Source organism: Streptomyces sp. NBC_00659 (assembly GCF_036226925.1).
Taxonomy (GTDB): Bacteria; Actinomycetota; Actinomycetes; order Streptomycetales; family Streptomycetaceae; genus Streptomyces.
The window spans coordinates 253,955-274,552 of record NZ_CP109031.1; the positions used below are offsets into that span (position 1 = coordinate 253,955).

General features: G+C 69.3%; 19 protein-coding genes and 2 pseudogenes. 14 read left to right on the forward strand and 7 right to left on the reverse strand.

Annotated features, from left to right (window positions below; translation table 11 throughout):
• The first annotated feature begins 141 nt into the window (after window positions 1-141).
• The 6 genes from OG410_RS00970 to OG410_RS00995 all read left to right on the forward strand — a co-directional run bounded on the left by OG410_RS00970 (window position 142) and on the right by OG410_RS00995 (window position 8,098).
• The gene (locus OG410_RS00970; protein WP_329297286.1) at window positions 142-1,644 is read left to right on the forward strand and encodes an aldehyde dehydrogenase family protein; all 1,503 of its coding nucleotides are present in this window, start codon (window positions 142-144) and stop codon (window positions 1,642-1,644) included.
• On the forward strand, window positions 1,641-3,392 hold the full coding sequence (locus tag OG410_RS00975) for a thiamine pyrophosphate-binding protein (RefSeq protein ID WP_329297287.1): 1,752 nt from the start codon (window positions 1,641-1,643) through the stop codon (window positions 3,390-3,392). Before OG410_RS00970 ends, OG410_RS00975 begins: the two co-directional genes overlap by 4 nt.
• 108 nt (window positions 3,393-3,500) lie before the next feature.
• Window positions 3,501-4,661, forward strand: a complete 1,161-nt coding sequence (locus OG410_RS00980; RefSeq protein ID WP_329297288.1) for an ABC transporter substrate-binding protein — start codon at window positions 3,501-3,503, stop codon at window positions 4,659-4,661.
• A gap of 7 nt (window positions 4,662-4,668) precedes the next feature.
• Window positions 4,669-5,538, forward strand: coding sequence for a branched-chain amino acid ABC transporter permease (locus OG410_RS00985; RefSeq protein WP_329297289.1), 870 nt, complete (start codon window positions 4,669-4,671; stop codon window positions 5,536-5,538).
• On the forward strand, window positions 5,535-7,367 hold the full coding sequence (locus OG410_RS00990) for a branched-chain amino acid ABC transporter ATP-binding protein/permease (protein WP_329297290.1): 1,833 nt from the start codon (window positions 5,535-5,537) through the stop codon (window positions 7,365-7,367). The genes OG410_RS00985 and OG410_RS00990 overlap by 4 nt, the downstream gene beginning before the upstream one ends.
• Window positions 7,364-8,098 (forward strand): ABC transporter ATP-binding protein, encoded by a 735-nt coding sequence (locus OG410_RS00995; RefSeq protein ID WP_329297291.1) that lies wholly within the window; start codon window positions 7,364-7,366, stop codon window positions 8,096-8,098. The genes OG410_RS00990 and OG410_RS00995 overlap by 4 nt, the downstream gene beginning before the upstream one ends.
• Before the next feature lie 35 nt (window positions 8,099-8,133).
• Here OG410_RS00995 and OG410_RS01000 read toward each other — a convergent pair.
• Window positions 8,134-8,361 (reverse strand): annotated as a pseudogene (locus tag OG410_RS01000) (zinc ribbon domain-containing protein); the annotation flags it as partial.
• An 8-nt stretch (window positions 8,362-8,369) separates the two neighbouring features.
• On the opposite strand from OG410_RS01000, the gene OG410_RS01005 reads away from it, so the two are divergent.
• Both OG410_RS01005 and OG410_RS01010 read left to right on the forward strand, forming a co-directional pair.
• On the forward strand, window positions 8,370-8,783 hold the full coding sequence (locus tag OG410_RS01005; RefSeq protein ID WP_329297292.1) for an NAD(P)-binding protein: 414 nt from the start codon (window positions 8,370-8,372) through the stop codon (window positions 8,781-8,783).
• A 29-nt stretch (window positions 8,784-8,812) separates the two neighbouring features.
• Window positions 8,813-9,211: a hypothetical protein gene (locus tag OG410_RS01010; RefSeq protein WP_329297293.1), complete on the forward strand. Its 399-nt coding sequence runs from the start codon at window positions 8,813-8,815 to the stop codon at window positions 9,209-9,211.
• On the opposite strand, the gene OG410_RS01015 is transcribed toward OG410_RS01010, so the two are convergent.
• On the reverse strand, window positions 9,200-9,883 hold the full coding sequence (locus OG410_RS01015) for a TetR/AcrR family transcriptional regulator (RefSeq protein ID WP_329297294.1): 684 nt from the start codon (window positions 9,881-9,883) through the stop codon (window positions 9,200-9,202). The genes OG410_RS01010 and OG410_RS01015 overlap by 12 nt on opposite strands.
• A 138-nt stretch (window positions 9,884-10,021) precedes the next feature.
• On the opposite strand from OG410_RS01015, the gene OG410_RS01020 reads away from it, so the two are divergent.
• Both OG410_RS01020 and OG410_RS01025 read left to right on the forward strand, forming a co-directional pair.
• Window positions 10,022-10,882, forward strand: a complete 861-nt coding sequence (locus tag OG410_RS01020; protein WP_329297295.1) for a saccharopine dehydrogenase NADP-binding domain-containing protein — start codon at window positions 10,022-10,024, stop codon at window positions 10,880-10,882.
• A 948-nt stretch (window positions 10,883-11,830) separates the two neighbouring features.
• Window positions 11,831-12,142, forward strand: a complete 312-nt coding sequence (locus tag OG410_RS01025; RefSeq protein ID WP_329297296.1) for a hypothetical protein — start codon at window positions 11,831-11,833, stop codon at window positions 12,140-12,142.
• On the opposite strand, the gene OG410_RS01030 is transcribed toward OG410_RS01025, so the two are convergent.
• The gene (locus OG410_RS01030) at window positions 12,114-12,488 is read right to left on the reverse strand and encodes an ATP-dependent DNA ligase (protein WP_329297297.1); all 375 of its coding nucleotides are present in this window, start codon (window positions 12,486-12,488) and stop codon (window positions 12,114-12,116) included. The two genes, OG410_RS01025 and OG410_RS01030, sit on opposite strands and share 29 nt — an antisense overlap.
• 452 nt (window positions 12,489-12,940) lie before the next feature.
• Between OG410_RS01030 and OG410_RS01035 the strand changes: the two genes are divergently transcribed.
• Window positions 12,941-13,231: a hypothetical protein gene (locus OG410_RS01035; protein ID WP_329297298.1), complete on the forward strand. Its 291-nt coding sequence runs from the start codon at window positions 12,941-12,943 to the stop codon at window positions 13,229-13,231.
• Window positions 13,232-13,563: 332 nt separating this feature from the next.
• Complete coding sequence (locus OG410_RS01040; RefSeq protein ID WP_443063696.1) at window positions 13,564-14,265, forward strand: class I SAM-dependent methyltransferase; 702 nt, start codon at window positions 13,564-13,566, stop codon at window positions 14,263-14,265.
• 9 nt (window positions 14,266-14,274) lie between these two features.
• Here the strand turns inward: OG410_RS01040 and OG410_RS01045 are convergent.
• A pseudogene (locus tag OG410_RS01045) lies at window positions 14,275-14,877 on the reverse strand (replication initiator); the annotation flags it as partial.
• On the opposite strand from OG410_RS01045, the gene OG410_RS01050 reads away from it, so the two are divergent.
• Window positions 14,776-15,477, forward strand: a complete 702-nt coding sequence (locus OG410_RS01050; protein WP_329297299.1) for a hypothetical protein — start codon at window positions 14,776-14,778, stop codon at window positions 15,475-15,477. The pseudogene OG410_RS01045 and the gene OG410_RS01050 overlap by 102 nt on opposite strands.
• Window positions 15,478-15,626: 149 nt before the next feature.
• On the opposite strand, the gene OG410_RS01055 is transcribed toward OG410_RS01050, so the two are convergent.
• Entirely contained in the window at window positions 15,627-15,827 is a 201-nt protein-coding gene (locus OG410_RS01055) for a FlgD immunoglobulin-like domain containing protein (protein ID WP_443063868.1), read from the reverse strand.
• Between the two features lie 242 nt (window positions 15,828-16,069).
• Here OG410_RS01055 and OG410_RS01060 point away from each other — a divergent pair, with 242 nt between their 5' ends.
• Window positions 16,070-17,659, forward strand: a complete 1,590-nt coding sequence (locus OG410_RS01060; RefSeq protein WP_329297301.1) for a hypothetical protein — start codon at window positions 16,070-16,072, stop codon at window positions 17,657-17,659.
• A 367-nt stretch (window positions 17,660-18,026) separates the two neighbouring features.
• On the opposite strand, the gene OG410_RS01065 is transcribed toward OG410_RS01060, so the two are convergent.
• The gene (locus OG410_RS01065) at window positions 18,027-18,821 is read right to left on the reverse strand and encodes a hypothetical protein (protein ID WP_443063697.1); all 795 of its coding nucleotides are present in this window, start codon (window positions 18,819-18,821) and stop codon (window positions 18,027-18,029) included.
• Between the two features lie 441 nt (window positions 18,822-19,262).
• Window positions 19,263-20,444 (reverse strand): PP2C family protein-serine/threonine phosphatase, encoded by a 1,182-nt coding sequence (locus OG410_RS01070; protein WP_443063869.1) that lies wholly within the window; start codon window positions 20,442-20,444, stop codon window positions 19,263-19,265.
• Window positions 20,445-20,598 lie beyond the last annotated feature (154 nt).

The window sequence follows — 20,598 nt, forward strand, 5'->3', positions numbered from 1 at the left end:
CCAGCCAAGGTCCATTCGAAAACCGCTGGTTTCAACTTCCTCATGCCGACCTATTGCCACGGCCTCTCGGCGCCCGTACGTTACACGCCAGTCCACAGAGCAGTCCACGGAAACCATCAGATGGTTTTTTCTGGAGACGTGATGCTGCAAGATCTCCTCAAGGCCGCCGACCAGAACGACGTGGTCGAGGCCCTCCTCTACAGCGCCGGATCCTGGGGCGGCGAAGGCCCTCCCACGGATCGCACCGGCCCCTACCTGAGGCGCACCGTCAGCCGCGCCCCTGCCGCGACCGAGCGTGAGATCGGCACAGCGGTCGCGCAGGCCGGCGGTTACGCGCGGCAGATGGCCGACCTCGCGCCCGCCGCCCGGGCCGACATCCTGGAGGCCGCCTCACGCAACGCGCTCGTCCACCGCGACCGGCTCGCCCGCCTGCTCGCCCTTGAACTGGGCAAACCCGTCAAGGACAGCCGCACCGAGATCGAACGGGTGGCTTCCACGTTCGCGGTCTGCGCGGCCGAAGCCCGCCGCATCGACGGCGAGACCCTGCCCGTGGCCGGTTGGAACACCGGCATCGGCAACACCGCCTTCACCTACCGGGCGCCCGCCGGAGTGGCACTGGCCATCACGCCGTTCAACGCGCCGGCCAACCTCCTCGCCCACAAGCTCGGTGCCTCCTTCGCGGCGGGCAACACCACCTTGGTCAAGGCCCCGCCGCAAGCACCGGCCGTCTCGGCCGCCGTCGTCGCCCTGCTCCTGGACAGCGGCATGCCCCACCAGGCGGTCCAGCTGCTGCACGGCGGCGGTGATGTCGGTGCCGCCCTGTGCGCCGCCGATCCGGTCAGCGTCATCAGCTTCACCGGCAGCGCCGACACGGGTGCCGCCGTGGCCCGCGCCGCGGGCCGAAAGCGGCTCGCCCTGGAACTGGGCGGAAACGCCGCCACGATCGTGTGCGAGGATGCCGACGCCGCGGCGGCCGCCAAGATCAGTGCCCGCACCGGATACAGCAACTCCGGCCAGAGCTGTATCTCCGTGCAGCGTGTCTACGTCCACCGGTCCCGCTACGCCGAATTCCTCGACGCCTTCACCGCCGCGGTCGATGCGCTGGTCGTCGGTGATCCACTCGACGACCGCACCGATGTCGGTTCCATGGTCGACGAGAACGCGGCCGAACGCGTGGTGGCCTGGTCGAGCGAGGCACGTCGGTTGGGCGCGAGTGTGATCCGCGGCGGCACCCGTGACGGCGCCACCGCCGCACCGACCATCATCGCCGACCCGCCCGTCCATGCCTCCGTGGTCGTGCACGAGGTGTTCGGCGCGCTGGTCGCCGTCCTGCCCTTCGACGACTTCGACACCGTTCTCGATCAGTGCAACGCCAGCCGTTACGGACTGCAGGCCGGCCTGTTCACCCACGACATCACCCGCATCCTCACCGCCTGGCGACGCCTGGAGGTCGGTGGACTGATCGTGAACGGGACCTCCAATTTCCGTCTCGACCATGTTCCGTTCGGCGGCGTGAAGGACTCCGGCTTCGGCCGCGAGGCCCCTCGGTGGCTCATCGAGGACTACACCGTCGTCAAGACCCTCGTGCTGCGCGGACTGTCCATCTGGGGCGACAGCCGTGAGCTGCCCAAGGAGAACTCGTGACCACTGTGACCGCCGCCGAAGCCCTCGTCGCCCAGCTCGAGTCCTACGGCGTGGAGTACGTCTTCGGCACCTGCGGGCACACCAACATCGCCCTGCTCGACGCACTCGGCCCGAGCTCGATCGAGTTCGTGATCGCCCGGCACGAACAGGCCGCGGCCCACGCGGCCGACGGCTACGCCCGGGCCACCGGCCGCCCCGGAGTACTGCTCACCCATGTGGGGCCGGGCATGATGAACGCCGTCACCGGCGTCGCCACGGCCGCCCTGGACTCCGTGCCGCTGGTCGTCATCACCGGCGACATCCCCTCCTACTACTACGGCCGGCACCCGCATCAGGAGGTCAACCTCCATGCCGACGCCGACCAGACCGCGATCTACCGGCCCTTCTGCAAGCGCACCTGGGAGGTCCAGCGGGTCCAGGACATCCCGCGTGTCACCGAGCGGGCCTTCTTCACCGCCGCCGGCGGCCGACCCGGGGCTGTTCTGATCAATGTTCCGATGGACCTGTTCAACCGGCCGGTCGCGCCCTACGACAGCGGCCACCCGCTGCCCGGGCACATCGGCCGGCCCGGCCTGGACGAGGCGACCGCCGACCGGATCGCCCAGGAACTGCTGCAGGCGCAGCGGCCTCTGATCTACTTCGGCGGCGGCCTGCGCGGCCCCCGTGCCCGCGCCGAACTGCTGGCCCTCGCCGAGCACCTCGACATCCCGCTCGCCCACTCCCTGATGGGCAAGGGTGTCGTCTCCGACCGTCATCCCCTGCTGCTCGGTATGCCGGGCTTCTGGGGACTGGAGAGCACCCACGAACGCACCAAGGGCGCCGATGTCGTCCTGGCGCTGGCCACCCGCTTCGCCGAGACCGACTCCAGTTCCTGGGACGCGACGTACACCTGGAACTTCCCGCCGAGCCGGCTGCTGCAGATCGACATCGACCCCGCCGAGATCGGCCGCAACTACCCTGTGCACATCGGTGCCGTGGCGGATGTGGAACTCGCCCTGGAGAAGATCGGTGCGGCGGTCCGGGCCCGCCGGAGCACGCCCGTCTCCCGTCCGGGCCTGCGCGGGAGCATCGCCGCCGCGCGGACCGGTGTGTTCGACGCGGCACGCGAGGCCGGACGCAGCGACAACTTCCCGTTGCGGCCCCAGCGCATCCTGACCGACCTTCGCGAGGCCCTGCCGAACGACGCGATCCTGGTCACCGATGTCGGCTGGAACAAGAACGGCGTCGCGCAGTGTTACGAACTGCCCGAGGAAGGCCGCTTCATCACTCCGGGAGGCGCATCCACCATGGGCTTCGGCCCGGCCGCGGCCGTCGGCGTGCAGATCGCCCAGCCCGAGCGCGTCGTGGTCGCCCTCATCGGTGACGGCGGCATGAGCGCCCAGCTGCCCGCGGTGCCCATGGCGGTCGAGCAGGGCGCGCCCGTCATCTTCGTGGTCATGAACAACCGCGCCCACGGAACCATCGCCGACCTGCAGTCCTCGTCGTTCGGACGTTCCTACGGCTGCGAGTTCACCGACGCCGAGGGCCGGCCCTACAGCCCGGACTTCGCGCAGTACGGCGAGTCCTGCGGCGCCGCCGGCTACACCGTCACCGCACCCGGCGATCTGCGCAAGGCGCTCGACGACGCCATCGCCCGCCGCCGCCCGGCTGTCCTCGATGTCCCCATGGTCAACGAGCCGGTGCCCACCCCGGGTCACTGGAACATCAAGGACATCTACGCCGGCCGCTTCCCTGCCGACACCCTCTGACCCCCATCTGTGCAACGCCCGCCGGCCCCGGCATCACGGGTCGGCGGGGTTCGCGTCGCCTCCCCCACCCCTGCCTTCCGACCCACCGACACCGACGAGGTGACCATCATGTCCCGCATCTCTCAGCCTCCGGCCCCACGCACCCTGCTCGCCGCCGCCATCGCCGTGGCCGCGACCCTCACCGCCTGCAGCGCACCCGGCGACTCCGACAAGGGCGGCAGCTCCGACTCGGGCCCCATCAAGATCGCCGTCGTCGACGCCCGCAGCGGCCAGCTCTCCTCTCTGGGCGACTGGGAGTACAAGGGCGCCAAGCTCGCCGTCGACGAGTGGAACAAGAAGGGCGGCATCAACGGCCGCAAGATCGAGCTGAAGTCGTTCGACGACCAGGGAGACCCGACCACGGGCACCAACCTGGCCCGCAAGATCTCCAGCGAGCACTACATCGCGATGATCGGCACCGCCGAGAGCGCCGTCACCATCGCGATGGCGCCCGTCCTGAAGCAGGCGGGGATACCCAACATCACCTCCGGCCAGTCCGACGGACTCGTGGCCCTGAAGAGCGAGTTCCTGTTCCTCAACGGTCCGACCAGCACCACCTACGACAGCACGCTCGCGAAGCACCTGATCCAGGACAAGGGCTACAAGAAGATCGCGATGATCACGAACAACGGCTCCTACGGCACCGGTGAGCACGACGCCTTCACCAAGGCAGCCAAGGACCTCGGCGTCACCCCGGTCACCGATCAGGTCGTCACCACCGACCAGAAGGAATTCAGCGCCGCCCTCACCAAGATCCGCGCGAAGAAGCCGCAGGTGGTGTTCATCGGCTCGGAAGAGGTCGAGGCCGGCCTCATCGTCAAGCAGGCCCGCGACCTGGGCATCACCGTGCCGTTCGCGGGCGCCGCCCCGCAGGGCACCCCGGTCTTCACCCAGACCGCCGGCAAGGAGGCGGCGGAGGGCACCATCGTCAGCTCTCCCTACCTCGGCAACGACGTCAGCCCGGCGGCACAGAAGTTCGCCGCCGCCTACAAGGCCGCCTACGGCGAGGACGCCGAACTGCACGGAGCCAAGGCCTACGACGGCACCAGCATCCTGCTCACCGCGTTGAAGAACAGCAAGGTGGCGACCGGCAAGAAGCTCGCCGACGCGATCCGCGCGACCCGGTACGACGGCCTGCTCGGACAGTTCCAGTACGGCGCCGACGGCGTCGGCATCACCAAGACCAGCATCGGAGTCATCAAGTCCGGCGCGCTCGTCGCGCAGAACTGAGGACGACGTGCAAGACACCCTCCAAACACTCGTCAGCGGTCTGAGTCTCGGGGCCGTGTACGCCCTGGTCGCGATGGGCTTCTCCCTCGTCTACCGCACGATGGGGCTGGTCAACTTCGCGCACGCGGACATCGCCATGATCGGCGCGTACGCCGCGTCCACGTTCTACCTGACGTCGAAGCTGCCCTTCGCCGTGGCCATGGTGACCGCCATCGTGGTCACCGGGGCCATCGGCCTGGTCATCGAGCGGGTACTGCGCCCGCTGGAGAACAAGGACTTCGACCTGATGCTGATCGGCACGATCGGCTTCGGCATCGTGCTCCAGGCGGTCGCCGTCCTCATCTGGGGCACCACCGGCCGCGCCGTCCCCTCGCCCCTCCACTCCGCGCCCCTGGACATCTCCGGCATCCGGGTACGCACCTACGACCTGCTGGTCATGGCGGTCGCCGCGATTGCCGTCGTCGCCCTGGCCCTCTTCCTGTCACGCACCAAGCGCGGCGCGGCCATGCAGGCGGTCGCGATGGACCACGAGGCGGCCACCGCCGTAGGAATCAACGTGGGCCGCAGCAACGCCCTGGCCTTCGCCATCGGAGCCGGACTGGCCGCCCTCGCGGGCGGCCTGGTCGGCCCCATGCTCTACGTCGACGCATCCCTCGGCGGGGCGCTGGGCATCAAGGGCTTCGCCGCGGCGATGCTCGGCGGTTTCGGCTCGGTCCAAGGGGCAGTGGTGGGCGGCATCGCGATCGGCGTCCTCGACTCCTACGCGGCCGGCCACTTCCAGGGCTACTCGGTCCTGGTCACTTTCCTGGTCTTCACCGTGGCGATCATGATCCGGCCCACGGGGATCTTCGGCGAGAGGACGGTCAGCCGCGCATGAAGAGCCGCATTGCCACGACAGTCGCGATCGTCGTCGCCGCCTGGGTACTCCCCTACGGTCTGGGGAGCTACACCATCCACGTCGTGAACATCGCCCTCATCTATGCCCTGCTGGCGATCGGGATGGGCCTGGCGATGGGCATCTCCGGCCAGATCAACCTCGCCCAGGTCGCGTTCTTCGGCGTCGGCGCCTACACGGTGGCCATCCTCACCACCCACTACGGGTACGGCTTCTGGGCCGCGGCCCTGCTCGCCGTCCTGGCCACCGTCATCACCGGCCTGTTCGTCGGCATCCCAGCCCTGCGAATGCAGTCTCACTATCTGGGGATCGTGACCCTCGGTCTCGCCCTGGGATTCATCAACTGGATCACCAACGCCCACATCTCCGGCGGCGCCGACGGCATCTCCGGTGTCCCCGGCCCCACACTGCCCGGTATCGATCTCTCCAGCGAGTACCTCTACTACTACCTGGAAGCCGTGGTCTTCGGCCTCGCGCTCGTCTTCGGCCTCTTCGTCGTCCGCACCTCGCTCGGCCGTCGTCTGCGCGCCATGCGCGACGACTCCCTGGCGGCCGGGGCAATGGGTGCGGAGATCCCGCTGCTGCGGATGACAGCCTTCCTCCTGGCCAGTTTCTACGGCGGCCTCGCCGGAGTCCTCTATTCGGGTCTCATCCGGTACGTCGCACCGGAGACGTTCTCCATCGGGAACATGTTCATCCTGCTGGCGATGGTCATCATCGGCGGCCGCCGATCCCTGGTGGGCTGTGTGGTCGGAGCCATCGGACTGACTCTGGTCCGGGAATGGCTGTCGGACTTCTCCACCTACGCCCAACTCGGCTACGGCATCGTCGTCGTCCTCATGGTCGTGTTCGCGCCGACCGGTCTCGCCGGCATCCCGGCGCGGCTGCGCGGCGTGTACGAGCGTCGGCGCGGCCGGGAGTCCGTCCGCGCCGAACTGCGGCCCTTCACGCCCTACTCCCCCATCGAGCGTTCCGACACCGCGGACGTGCTGCTGGCGGTGGAAGGCGTCACCAAGCAGTTCCGGGGACTGCGAGCGCTCGATGAGGTGTCCTTTGCCGTGAACGACGGCGAGATCCGAGGGATCGTCGGTCCCAACGGCTCCGGAAAGACGACCCTGTTCAACGTGATCAGCGGCTTCTACCGGGCGACCGCGGGCACGGTCCGCTTTGCCGGCAGCGACACCACCGCTGCGCGGCCCTACGCCCTGTCGCTGGCCGGCCTGTCCCGCACCTTCCAGAACCTGCGCCTGTTCGGGCAGCTGACCGTCCGCGAGAACATCCTCGTCGCGCTCGACCGCAGCCGCACCCGGTCGATCTGGCAGTACGCCGTGTGGCAGCCGGGAGTGTGGGCGCACGAGCGTCGGCTGCGGGCACAGGCGGCCGAGGTCCTCGAGCGCTTCGGTCTCGCGGACTTCGCGGACGCCGGCCCCACGGCACTGCCGTACGGCATCCAGCGCCGTATCGAGATCGCCCGCGCCATGGCGGGCCGGCCCCGGCTGCTGCTGCTCGACGAACCGGCCGCCGGTCTCAACGGCGAGGAGGTACAGCAGCTCATCCGCATCGTCCGCTCGATCAGGGACAGCGGCACCACCGTGATCCTCATCGAGCACAACATGGGACTGGTGATGTCGCTGTGCGAGAAGGTCACCGTCCTGTCCAGCGGGAACGTCATCGCGGAGGGCACTCCTCAGCAGGTCGTGACCGCACCGGAGGTCATCGAGGCCTATCTCGGCGAGTCCGACCTGGCCGAGCTCGGCATGGACACTCCCGAGGCCGACCAGTCCGACCGTGCGAAGGAGGCGACCTCGTGAAGGTCATCGCAGGCACCACCGCAGAGTGCCTGAGTGTGCGGGAACTGAGCGTGCACTACGGCGGGGTCCAAGCCGTCAGCTCCATCGACTTCACCGTGGAGCCCGGCCAGTCCGTCGGCATCATCGGCGCCAACGGCGCCGGCAAGACCTCCACCCTCAAGGCGCTCATGGGCCTGGTCCCGCGCAGCAGCGGCATCATCCACCTCGGCAACAAGGACCTCACCCGGGTCAAGGCCCGCGACATGGTCCGCCACGGCATCGGCTACGTCCCCGAGGGCCGGCACGTCTTCCCCGGACTGCCCGTCGAGAAGAATCTCCTCCTGGGCGCCTACTCCCGCGCCTGGGACAAGGACACCCACCAGCAACTCGACGAGATCTACGCTCTCTTCCCCGTATTGAAGGAGATGCGCGAGCGTCTGGCAGGGGCGCTGTCCGGCGGGCAGCAGCAGATGCTCGCCATCGGCCGTGCCCTGATGGCCCGGCCGCGTCTGCTGGTGCTGGACGAACCGTCCATGGGCCTGTCGCCGAAGCTCGTCGGCAGCATTCTCGACGTGCTGTTGCGGCTGCGCGAGGAAGGACTGAGCCTGCTCCTGGTGGAGCAGAACGCCAAGCTCACCTTCGGGGTGACCAGTCACTGCATCGTGATGGAGAACGGTCAGGTCGCCATGCGAGGCACCTCCGCACAGCTCAGCCACAACCCGCGGGTGCGGGAGGTGTACCTGGGACTTTGAATCCTCCCCTCCCTGAAAGGGAGGGGATTCCTGGCTCAGGCTCCCTCCGAGAGCGGCGCTCCCGGAGGTCTTACGCCCTCGCCACCAGCCGGGTTGAGACCAGCCCGGACCAGCATCACGCGGGCGGAGTTCTTGTCCCTGGGAGACACGGCCCCGCACGCGTTGCAGGTGTAGGTGCGTTCCGAAAGAGGAAGTGCGTGCTTGGTTCTCGCTCCGCACTGTGCGCAGTCCATGGTGGTGTGCGCGGGGTGCACGAGACGGACGGGAAGAGGTGGCGAACACCCCACACCGTGCGGCGCGGGCCCGAATCCTGGTCGCCGGCGGCGGCCCCGCCGGCATGGAGACGGCCAGTCTGATGGCCGAGGACGGGCACACCGTCCGGCTACTGGAGGCGGGATCGCGGCTGGGCGGGGCGTTCCGTCCGGCTGCGGGTCTGCGGCAGCACCCGGACCACCGGCTCCTCCTCGACCGGCTGGAGGGCGAACTCGACCGGCTGGGTGTCGTCGTACACACCGAACGGCCCGTCGACGAGGAAGTGTTGGCGAGCAGAGACGACGCGATCGTCGTGACCACCGGCGCTGTCGGCCGGGACGCAGCAGGTCTGCTGCGTGCGGGAGCCGGCCTGCGTGACACGTTCGACGTGCGGACATGGCCGGCGGCGGGAGGCGGGCGGACCACTGCCTGATCTGGGGCGCCGACCGTGATGGGGTGGCCGTGGCGGATCACCTGGCGACGACCGGTACCACCGTGGTTCTCGTCGGCTCGCAGACCACCCTCGCGCCGGAGGTCGGACGTCGGGCCAAGATCCTCACCGTTCCCCGGCTGGAGCACCATCCGAGCGTCCGGATCGTACTCGACGCCGACGTGACGGAGCTGGAGGAACGGCCGGTGAGAATCCGCACGGCCGGTACCGAGGAGTGGATCGACGCGCCCGGTCCGCTGCTCGTGTCGCAGGGCACAGTGCCCGACACCCGGCTTCTCGACGCGTGCCTGCGCCGCAGGCCCCGGCTGGGGGTATATCCGGTGGGGGCGGCGGACGAAGCGGGCACCTCCCTGAACCAGTGCTTCGCCTCCGCCGAGCAGACGGCCAGGACGCTTCGCTCACGCCTGTGAGACCACCGGCTGTACCCGCTGCGCGGCAGTGCCCGTCAGATAGTTGACGACCATGTCTCCGAGCATGGTGCGAAACCGGTCACGGTGCACCGGCGCCAGCAGGTCGCAGTCGAACAGCGCTGCGAAGGTGTGCCGGTTGGCCACCGGGAAGACACAGAACGAGCTGATGAAGGCGTGCATGCCGATCGCATCGACGTCAGCGGTGATCTGCCCGTTCTCCCGTCCCCGGCGCAGGATCCGTTCGATGACCGCGAGCGCCGGGGTCCGCAGGTCCGTCAGGTGCCGCGACCGGGCCAGGTGACGACCCCGGTGGACGTTCTCGATGCTCACCAGGCGGACGAAGTCGGGGTGGGCCTCGTGATGGTCGAAGGTCAGCTCCGCCAGCCGTCGCATCGCCTCCACCGGGTCCTGCTCATCGGCGTCCAACAGCAGCTCCTGCTGGCGGATTTCGCGGTACGCCCCCTCCAGGATGGCTGTGAACAGGCCTTCCTTGCTGCCGAAGTAGTAGTAGATCATCCTCTTGCTGGTACGGGTCCGAGCGGCGATCTCGTCCATGCGTGCGCCGGCGTACCCGGCTTCAGCGAACTCCGCTCTGGCTGCCGCGAGTATCTCGCGCCGTGTGCGGTCGGCGTCGTGCGAACGGTGCTCGTCCGAAGGGGCAGCCGTGCCCATGTGAACCCCCATCGCCCGCCCCCGGCCGGAGGCGCGACGTGCCCTGGGCGCGGTCGGGGCATCCGTGCCACTTCCCGTAGCGCGCCGATCCTGATATGGATAACGAACTAGTTCGTACATTACTCTTATGGAGTCGGAATGAACCAGCACTCGTACCTGGTCGGGTTGATTGCGCCGGGCGCCGAGTTCTCGGTCAGCTCCGAACTCCACCGCCGCGAAGCGGCGCGCCACGAACTGCGCTACCTGTGCCGGCACCTGGGCGGCCAACGCGATTTCGGCACCCTGCTGAACGATTGCAGAGCCTTCGGGTTCTCGGGGCTCAGCGTGGCCACATCCACCGATCACCCGGTGTCTGCGGCCATGGACGGACTGTCCTGGTCCGCCGCCAGAACAGGCACGGTCACCACCGTCATCTACGAGACGGACGGACGGGCCACCGGCCACGACACCGGCATGGAAGCCTTCACCACCGCCTTCGAACAGAACATGCCGGACGCCGGCCTTTCCCGGGTCGTACAGGTCGGCGCAACGGGTGCTGGTGTGTCCGCCGCCCACGCGCTCGCCGAACACGGCGTGGAACACCTGATCCTGGTCGACACCGACCCGGCTCGAGCCTCAGCCCTGGCCGAAGCCGTGAACCGGCACGCAGAGAACCGACCCGCCAAGGCCCGTCCGGTCGAGACCCTCGACCATCACCTGAAGCAGGCTGACGGACTCGTCAACGCCCTCCCCCGCACGGACAGCTCCGACCAGCTGACCCAGGCGCTCACCGAGTCGCTGCGCAGCGACCTGTGGATCTGCGACCTCGACTACCGCCCTGCCGCAGCATCGCTCGCGCAGGCGGCACGAACTCTGGGGTGCCCGGTACTGCAGGGCGGGAGCCTGCTCGTCCACGCGGCAGCGCGAAACTTCCGACTCGTCACGGGTCGACACGCGCACACCTCACACATGCTCGGGGACTTCGCCGACCTGACGGCCGAACCGGCCGCTCACAGCTGAAGCCGGACCTGCGATGCGTACAAGCAGCACGTCGGTCACGCAGACGCGCGCTCGACCCGCGCACGGACCCGGCAAGGCCGCCCGCCAGTCTCGGAGAGTCACACGGCACGCCGCCGGTCTTCGCGAGGACCTGGGGGCAGTGCACTGCAAGAGGGGTCGCCCCGTCCCTGGTGTGAGGCCGGCTGCCGCCTCACCCGGACGACCCCCTCACCTCGCTACCCGCCCAGGCCGGAGACACCATGAAGGCGAATACGGCCCGACCCTCACCTGCGGGCCGCTCCCCTTTTCTCGTTCAGCGTGCTTCTACCGGCGTCCGCCCTCAACCTGATCGTCAGGCGCCCGATGTTGAGATGCGGTGGCGTGGTTTCAGGGAGCGCCGCAGCTCGTGGCTCCGCCGGGGCAGGTGACGTTGTCGTTGGACACCGCGCCCGCGAGCATCAGCACCAGGACGATGAGAGCCAGGATGATCACAGGTACGTTGTCCGCAGCCCAACTGCCGTGCTCGCGCGGAGGTTTCGGAGCGCTGGGCTGTGGGCTCGCAGTGTCGCGTGCGGGCTCGACACCAGGCCCTTCGTGTCCCTCTGTCACCATCACGCCACCCGCCGTCGTTGTCCCTTTCACGATGACACGGCATCGGACCTCACCCGTCAAGCCCCTCGCCGTGCCGGCTTTCCGGGGAAGTGCGCCTCGTTGAGGCCCTGTCGGTGAATGGGCAGGTACCCACTGTCTGCGCTTCCGCCCGCCCCTCACCACTCATCCCCCAGCGTGCAGCTGCACCGCACGGGATCTGCCTCGATGTCGCCCGCTCCTACGTCGCTGTCCACGGCCACTTCCTCCCGCCAGCCACAGCGGTGTGGGAGGGCGCAGCGGTGGGGGTGTTCGCTAACCTGTTTCTGAACCTCAGCCGACGTGGTCCGCGTCCATGTAGCGTCGGCGCCAGGGGGTGCGATGAGCTTCGACGAGAACGAACCGCAATCTGTTCGCGAACAGCGCTTCGCGGCAGAACGGGCCGACCGCAGAGTGGCTCGCAAGGCCGTGCCGCTCGACTCGTGGGGAGCCCACGTCGGCGCGGTCATCGTGATCGTCGCCCTGGTCCTCCTCAGCTGGTTCGGCAGGCTGGTCGCTCTGGGCATCGTCAGCGGAATCTTTCTGCTCTGGTTCGCCTCAGCCCTGGCGTGGGCCTACGCCGACGGGGACCACGGTCGACACGCCCTCCAGCGGGCGTACAACGTCACCTTCGGATGGGGCGACGGGTTCTGAGCACCAAGGCCAAAGCAGAGGGGGAGGTTTGACGAGCGATGTCGACCCGGTGGGGAGCAGTACGCCGATGAGCTGACGACCGACGTTGTGCGCCCACGGCGCCGTCAGCCGGGGGCGTGAAGACGGACTCCAGTGCATGCCTGCGACGTCGATAGGGCCACCCTGTCATGTCGGTGCCGGACAGACGCAGGAGGTCGAATGCGCCGAAGCGTGCCGACCATTCGTCCGCGGCCCGGGCCGCCCCGGCACCACGCTGCAGCCTCTCGAAGGCGAGCCGTCCCGCCTCCCATACGATCAGTTCGCCGTCGAGCAAGGTCGCATCGGGCAGCTGCGCGGTACCGTCCACGATTTCCAGGAAACGCCGGCGCTAGCTGGGTGCCGCGGCGCAAGCGCAGCTCTACCCGGCCTGCGTCGACGGAGAGCAGAGCCCGGTACCCGTCCCATTTCGTTTCCGCGGCCCACCGCGGTCGCAGGTCCGGCCCGGGTGGGGGTGTCAGTATGGGCTGGGGCAGCGTCCAGGTCACGCGGCATGTCTTCCACGTCCGCCGGCCGACGGGCCCGACAGCACCCGTACGCGCGGTGTCCGCCTTGGCCAGAGGCGGGCGGACCGTGTCGCGTCAGGCGCCTATTGGGCGGATGCCGGTGAAGCAGGAGCACCTGTCGGCTTCCGTGTCCGGCCCAACTGGGGGCTGGAGGGCGCGAGCGGTTCAGGAGAGCCGGTACCTCTGCATCGGCAGCAACCACCCCTGCGAGAAAGCCCTCATCCGGATTTGCGCGACCGGGCTGTTCCCTGAGCGCGTGACCTCTTCTCCGTACGACTTCGACCCGGAAGATGAGGGGGCAGGATTTCTGCGGCCTGCGGACGATGCCTTCTGGGACGGTCTGGGCGTGGCGGTTGCCTCAGGCCGCGCCGGGGTCCTGGAAGAGATGTTCGTCGAGGGTGCGACGCGCTGGCACTCCCTCACCCTCGACATCCTCGGTTCGGTTCGCGCCGGCCTTGCTCCGCGTGCCCGTCCGGCTGCTCGGCGAGATGCCGACCCACCGCGCCGGCACCGTGCGGTCGAGGTCGTGGCGCTGCCGTCGCTCTGAGCGGCGGATCGCGCTCCACAGAACCATCGCCAGGTCCTGGCGTGAAGGGGACCATGTGAGCCGGTCGTTCGAGGTGGCTCTTCGGACACCGGTCGGCTCCGGGCGCCCGGTTCGTCCGGGCGGGTGGGGCGTCCAGAGCAGTCCAACGTCCTCCAGCCCCGAGGGCATTACGGCACAACTCGCGATCCCGTTACGGACAGCTCCCTATCCCCAACACCCCCTTTGTCGGCCGGTGTTCGGCCCAACATCCGAGGAGAGCTGTGACGGAAGCAGGATCCGCCCCGTTACTACGGGAGACCACGACGAAAGGTATAGCGGGCCGTGTCGCCGCGATGTCCCGCACCCTGTTCGGCACCGACCTGCCGGTGGGTCTGCGCGTATGGGACGGCAGCAGCGCGGGCCCGCAGGACGGTCCCGCGCTACTGCTGCGCAGTCCCAGGGCCGTCCGGCATCTGCTGCGCAGCCCCGGTGAGATGGGGCTGTCCCGCGCGTATGTCACCGGTGGGATCGATGTCGAGGGCGACTTCCGACAGGCCCTGCACACGTGCCTCGACTACGTCCGGACGGTCCGGCGGAATGGGGTCCGCACGCTCGGCGCGCTGCCGTCGCTGCTGCCGCTCGGCGTGCAGCTGGGCGCCCTCGGCCTCCCCCCGAAGCCACCGGCCGAGGAGGCCGGACTCACCGGACGCACCCACACCCCTGGACGCGACCGGGCTGCGATCGCCCACCACTACGACCTGGGCAACGAGTTCTACCGAACCGTCCTCGACGAGACCATGGCCTATTCCTGTGGCCTGTGGACCTCCGAGGCCCCCGAGTACCGTCCCGCCGACGCCCAGCGCGACAAGCTCGACCTCATCTGCCGCAAGCTCGGCCTGCATCCGGGCTCCAGTCTGCTGGACGTCGGCTGCGGCTGGGGTTCGCTGGTCATCCACGCCGCCGAACGAGGGGACTTCGGACCAGGTCGCCACCCATCCGCGCGCCTTCGCCATCTGTGGGGTGGTTGCGGACGGGGCCGAAGCCTGGGGCGGTGAGACGCGGACGTGGTCGCGGAAGCGCGTTCGGTGAAGACCGGCGTGCCTGGCGACTTCCCGGCGGAGGTGGATCGAGAAGCGGCGCCGGAGGGCCCTTGCGTGTGCATTCCAGAGGGCGGCGGCTTCGTAGTGGTACGAGTCGGGAGTGAGTGGTGTTCCCAAGGCCGGGCTTTGGTCGTGGCGGTGGGTGCCGCAGTGGCAGGCCCGGCCATCGCCACGCATGCCGGACGCAGGCCACCGTTGAACGGGGCGTGCGGCGGCGCGGCAAGCGGGCGTACCCCGGGCTGAGCTCCGGCACGAGGCGCCCCCAGTTCGATCCCGCCCGGCATCCGAGTGCCGACGACCCGCGCGGCGCGAGCCGGGCGGAACAGGGAGACCGGCTGCCTGATCCCCTGGCGCGCCGCCGGTCCCGCCCGTCCAGTGGCACAGCTGGTGCCGGGAAGGAACCGCGGCCCCGGGCAAGCTCGTGTACGGGTGCGAGGCAGACCGGCCGAGGTTCGCGGGGGAATCATGCAGATCATCGAAGTGACCGGCTATGCCGTCCGATCTGCCGTGATCACCATGAGGCGGACAGGCACGCCACTCGAGTTCGTGATCTTCCCGATGCTGCATGTGGCTTCGTCGACGTTCTACTCCCAGGTCCGCATCAGGCTCCGGGAATGCGACCTCATCGTCATGGAGGGAGTCAGAGGGAGATCGGCCGCAGTGAGTGCCCTCACGCTCGCGTACCGGTTCACCCCGATGCGGCGGCGCAACGGCTTGCAGTTGCAGCGCGACGAACTGCTGATTCCCGGGGACGTACCCGTCATCAACCCGGATGTGACCGCCGCTGAGGCGATCGCGGACCTGAAGGAGATGTCGCGGTGGACATACCTGCTCCTCCTGGTCGCGGCTCCCGTGATGGGCCTGGTGTTCGCGCTGCGCGGACCGCGCGCCTTCCTCGATGAGGACCTTGTTGTCGAGGACCTGCCGTCGACGCTGCGGGCGGAGATGCTGGCCGACGACCCTCTGGTCCACGCGTTGACCGATCGGCGAGACCAGCGGTTGCTCGACGCGCTCGGCGAGATCCACGCGGAGCGCGGCGGCGAACCGATCCGCGTGGCAGTCGTCTATGGCGCCGGCCACGTCCCGGCGACGGTTTCGGGGCTGATGGATCGTTACGGGTACCGGCCACGTGAAGCGGAATGGCTTACCGTGCTGATACCGGCGTAGAGAGCCTGGCGGCCGGCCGAAGTCTGGCGGCCGGCGACTGCGCGAGGTCCTGCGCACCTCGAATGCACTGGCCCCGAACGAGGCAGCCCCGGATCCCCTTCCCCCGGGTCGGACCGGAGAAGGGGCCGGCTTTCACACGGCAGTTGGCGTCAGTCGGTGACCCGTACGACGCCCGAGGCCGTGGCTTCCGCGCCTGCCCCGTCCGCCGGGGTCGAGGTCAGCCGCCAGGTGTACGCGCCGGTCGGCACCGGGGTTCCCGAGTCGGACGTGCCGTCCCAGGAGATCCGGAGCGCGCTGAGCGTCTTGCCTCCCGTCCAGGTGCGTACCACCTCGCCGGTCGCCCGGTGGATGAGTGTGACCCGCCAGGATGCCGCGGGCTAGCAAGCGACAGCCATCGCCATCCCCGTGGGCAGCCGCACGCGGCCGTGGTCGGCTGACCACGGCAAGGTGAGGCTGCGACGCGGCTCGCCTCGGTACGCGTGCCTCGTGGGTCCGTTCCCGATCACGTACACGGCTGAGTCGATTCCCTCGGAAGACCGTAGGAAAGGGCCGGGCCTGGCAGACTGTGCGCCACCTGGGGGGAGAGATTGTCGTGCCGGATGAGCTGACCGTCCGCCGGATACTCGGGGACCAGCCGTTCGCCGAGATCGGCCGGCCCGTGTGGGCGGTGACCGACGCGCGTCACGGCTGCGTCATCGCGGCCGGTGACCTCGGGCACGTCATGTGGCGCGGTACGGGCCACTGGCTCGGCCACCGGATCGGCGTGTACGAGGCCGGCACCCTCCGTCCGCGCCACGTCGTCGCCTCCCGCTACTCGGTATGTGCCATCGAGCCTCACCCCGAGCTGCCGCTCGTCGCCGTCGGCACCGGCCGCTACGACGGCTCGTGGGATTTTCAGGGACAGCTGCTCCTGCTGCACCTGGAGACCGGGCGCGTGACGGACCTGCTGAGCAAGAGCCGCCAAGTACGCCACCTGCGCTGGCTGGAGGACGGCAGGCTCGCGATGCTGCTCTCCCCCGAGGACAAGGACGGCGGCTTCGGCGAGGGATTCGAGCTGGCCGTCGCGGTGGACGACTGGCTGTCTGCTCCGGCCGGTCTGGTCGACCCCGACGACACACGCCATCCGATGGTCGAGAGCGGGCTCCTCTACGACCCGCGTGTGGAGGACACCCTCGCGCGGCTGACGGAGGGCCGGTGGCGGCGGCGGGCGGAGGTGCGGGACCTGGCGGTGCTGGCCGACGGCCGGGTGCTCGCCACCGGCCGGCACACGGACCTCGAATGCTGGGATCCGTCGGGCGCGCTGAGGTGGGCTCTTCCCGCGGACGGGGAGGGGAGCGTCCGGGTCGAGGCGGCCCCTGACGGCGAGTCGGCGTGGGTGACGTACCGGGGCTACCGCCGCGACGAGGTGACGGGCCGCCCGGTCGACCGCGCGACCGCTGTTCGGCGGATATCGACGGCGGACGGCGGTGCGTTGGACTGCGTGGACGTGCCGTCGGTCCCCGCACTGTGCGCCGCGGACGACGGTTGGCTCGCCCTGCGCCCGCAAGGGCGCGAGGCACACCCCACGCTGCTGCTCGCCCCCACGCATCAGGAGGCGGCACGCCTCGGCCTCGCCCCCAACCGCTCCAACTCCCCGGCGCTGCGCGTCAGACACAGCGCCCGTCTGCTGTACGTGGACGGCCCCGGACCGGACGACGACGCGCCATGGATCCACGCGATCGATCCTCCAGGTACCCATGGCCCCGCCACTCTGCGCGCCCTCTTCCCCCTGCGCTGGGACCCGGCGTCCGCACTCCAGCCCTGGTACGGCCCCGCCGTCGAGCTGACACACACCCTCGTCCACGCGGGCCGGTCGTACGAACAGGGCGCCACCTACGCGGAAGCCCGCGAGGGCACATGCGTCGCGAGTCGCCGGATGCCGGACGGAAAGGTGCGCTGGGTGTACGGCACCGACAAGCCGCTCGCCGATCTCGACGGCGACGAGCGGAGGGTGTACGTCGTGTATCTCACTGGTGAGGTGGAGACCCTGGACACGGCGACGGGCGAGGTGCGAGCCCGGCACACCCTGCACGCGCACGGCCACCCGGTCACGCCCGTGTCCGCCGCGTACCGGGCGGAGCAACAGCGGCTGGTCGTAGGGACGGTGGACGGGCGGATCCTGGACTGCTCGGTCTCGGGTTGACCGGGTCGGTCGAGCCACCGGCCAGTGCCCCTCCTCGTGGATACGAACGGCAATTCTCACGGTCAGCGAGGTCTTGCCTGCTCCCCCGCCCACCGCTCGTGTGGCCACGCGACTTGCGGCCTTCACGCCTTCACGCCTTCACGGTGGGGGTGTGGTCACGCCTCGGATCCTTGTTCGAGTCGCCGGCATCTTCGGCAGGGGGCAGCGTGCGGAATGGCTGCTTCGTGTGACTGAAGGACGGAGTCACCCCGCAAGCAAGACAAGGAGCGCGCTACTTGGCCAGGCCGGCCAAGTAGCGCGCTCAGGGTTCTGCACGGCGTACATCGCAATGACGCTTCTGTGAGGGGAAGCGGTCCGTGCGCGTCGCCTACCGCACGGCGACGTAATCGCCGGTCGACGACTTCGCGCCGGAGGTGGAGTTTCCGTAGTACGTCCATCGCCACGTGCCCGGCTTGGTGGCCCTCACCGTGGTCTTGAGCGCGCCCGTGCTGCTCGACATCGCCTTCTTGACCGTGGTGTACGAGGAGGCGCCCGCCGCCTTGAACTGCAGGCTCACCGTGCGGCCCGCGTACCCCTGGTACGTGTGGGTGTCCCAGTTCGCCCGGGTGACCTTCCCGGTCACGGTGATCGTCTTCCCTGCCGCGACCGGCTCCGGCGAGGCGTTGACAGTGACGCGTGTAGCCCGCTTGACCTGCAACGCGAGGTCCTTGTCGTCGGTGTCGTGGGCGTCACCGGCGAGAAAGACCCGAGCGGCAGTTTTCCAGGTACCGGCGTCCTCGTTTCCGAAGTCAAGGTTCCGCGGGTCGATGTACAGCCACTCCTTGAAGTCGCAGACTCCGTTCGCCTTGTCCACGACCTTGCAGTCGCTGGTGATGACGGAGCTGTGCAGCGTGTCCCCCGTGTCGGGCTTTCCCCGGTAGGGGAACACCGTCGGCCCGTAGTCGTATCTGAGCCTGGTCGTCATCCGGAAGGACGCCGGCACTTCGACCTCCTCCGTGACCCCGATGACGATCGGCTTCCCGCCGTTCACCGTGACCTGGGTGAAGGAGACCCCGCCCTCCGCCGCCCCGGCCGGCACCGCCGCCACCCCTGTGAACACGACCGCCGCTCCACCGGCCACCACCGCGCTCCACATCGTCCTGCCCATCTTCGTCTTCCCCATCTTCGAGCCCGTCCTTTCCCCTGCAGCCTGGACCGGGCGTGTGGGCGCACCGGCCAGAGGGTCATCCTCAGCGGCCAACTGTGGGACAGGGGAGGGCTGTACGCGGTTGTATGCGGAGCGGCAACGATTCGATCACCACGGCATCGCCCTGGCCTGGGTTCCTGGGCGGACCCGGTGGCTTCACGGAGGATCCGGTTCCCGAGCGCTCACATCCGCGCGGCGACCAGAAGAATGCGACCGTTCACGATAGAGGGTGAGCGAGGAGGTGCGTCCTGGCCGGCCACGACGGCTCTGTTCATCGCACTCGACGAGGTGTGTTCGCGATAGATGGCGAATCCGTGGGCGCCACGCCCAGTTCGGTGGGTAAAACCGCAGGCGTGGTCGGAGCGTTTCAGTTGGCGGGATGCGCAACCTGTGGCGCGTCCGCCGGTGGCGCGCGGGTCATAGGCGGATGACGATCAAGGCGACATCGTCGCGGGCGCCGCTGCTGACGCCGAGGTCCGCGAGCAGGGCGTCGGCAAGGCCTTCGGGCTCCTGGCCTGCATGGCGGGCGAGCGCGTCGGTGAGGCGTTGCAGGCTGGCGTCGATGTCCTCGCCGCGGCGTTCGATGAGGCCGTCGGTGTAGAGCACGAAGGTGTCGCCGTGGGTGTAGCGCAGGTCGGCATGGGGGTGGGGAACGTGTTCGGGGCGGGCTCCCAGCGGAGGGTCGGTGGCCCGGTCGAGAAGGTCGAAGGTGCCGTCCGGGTGGAGCAGGACGGGGGGCGGGTGGCCGGCGCTGCTGTACATGATGCGGCGAGCGCGGGTGTCGACGACGGCTTGGACGACAGTGGCGGCCAGCGCACCCTCCACGTCGCGTGCGTACAGGCCCAGGACGTCCAGGGCCCGCGCGGGCCGTTCGACGGCCCGGACGACGGCGGACAACGCACTGCGGAGCATCCCCATGACGGCGGCGGCCTCCAGGCCGTGGCCGACGACGTCGCCGACCGCGACGGCGAATCTGTCCTTGGGCAGGTCGACCACGTCGTACCAGTCGCCGCACACGTTCAGTGACCCGGCGGCGGGCCGGTAGCGCACCGCGGTGTCTCGGTGCCGGGCCAGATGTGGCGAGTGGAGCATGGCCTCCTGCAGGGTGACGGCGACTTGGCGTTCCCGGGCGTGGGCTTGGCGCAGTTCCTCGTTCAGTCGCTTGAGCTCAAGCGCCCGTGCGTACAGTTCGACCTCCCTGGCCTCCACGTCGCTGAGCGCCTCGCCTTCTCGCAGGCGGGGGTGGGAGCGGATGAACGAGGTCACGTCCTCTCCCCGGTGGAGGATCCACTGCACCTGCCCGTCCGGCCCGAGCACCGGGGTGTTGATCGCGGACCACCACCGCTCCTCGAACACGCCGGGCCGGTCGGCCACGGGGATGTCGTACTTCATCGGCGCCATCGTGTCCGGCTCTTTCGAGCGCAGGACCTGGTGCAGGGAGGCCTGCAGATTCCGTACGCCGTCGGCATCCGGGTCCGCCGGATTGTCAGGGAAGGCATCGAAGAGATACCTCCCGAGCAGATCCTCCCGAGTACGGCCGGTCACCCGGCAGGCCGCCTCGTTGATGTCCGCGAGCACCAGATCCGGGCCCAGCACCATGCAGGGGCTGGGAGTGACGGAGAACAGCGCCTGGTAGTCAATCGCCGGCCTTGCCACATGGTGCAGCCGTGCATCCTCACCAGGGCTGCTCTCGTGCCTCACCCTTACGTTCTACCGTTCGTCCGCGTCCTCGGCACCTGGGCCCATCGCCTGC

What these genes read in the sequence shown, in the direction of transcription:
- OG410_RS01040 (WP_443063696.1), top strand. Translation starts at nt 13,564, where the DNA reads ATGTCCCGCACCCTGTTCGGCACCGACCTGCCGGTGGGTCTGCGCGTA.
- OG410_RS01050 (WP_329297299.1), top strand. Translation starts at nt 14,776, where the DNA reads ATGCAGATCATCGAAGTGACCGGCTATGCCGTCCGATCTGCCGTGATC.
- OG410_RS00990 (WP_329297290.1), top strand. Translation starts at nt 5,535, where the DNA reads ATGAAGAGCCGCATTGCCACGACAGTCGCGATCGTCGTCGCCGCCTGG.
- OG410_RS01065 (WP_443063697.1), bottom strand. Translation starts at nt 18,821, where the DNA reads ATGGGGAAGACGAAGATGGGCAGGACGATGTGGAGCGCGGTGGTGGCC.
- OG410_RS00970 (WP_329297286.1), top strand. Translation starts at nt 142, where the DNA reads ATGCTGCAAGATCTCCTCAAGGCCGCCGACCAGAACGACGTGGTCGAG.
- OG410_RS01020 (WP_329297295.1), top strand. Translation starts at nt 10,022, where the DNA reads ATGAACCAGCACTCGTACCTGGTCGGGTTGATTGCGCCGGGCGCCGAG.
- OG410_RS01015 (WP_329297294.1), bottom strand. Translation starts at nt 9,883, where the DNA reads ATGGGCACGGCTGCCCCTTCGGACGAGCACCGTTCGCACGACGCCGAC.
- OG410_RS01025 (WP_329297296.1), top strand. Translation starts at nt 11,831, where the DNA reads ATGAGCTTCGACGAGAACGAACCGCAATCTGTTCGCGAACAGCGCTTC.
- OG410_RS00980 (WP_329297288.1), top strand. Translation starts at nt 3,501, where the DNA reads ATGTCCCGCATCTCTCAGCCTCCGGCCCCACGCACCCTGCTCGCCGCC.
- OG410_RS01070 (WP_443063869.1), bottom strand. Translation starts at nt 20,444, where the DNA reads ATGGTGCTGGGCCCGGATCTGGTGCTCGCGGACATCAACGAGGCGGCC.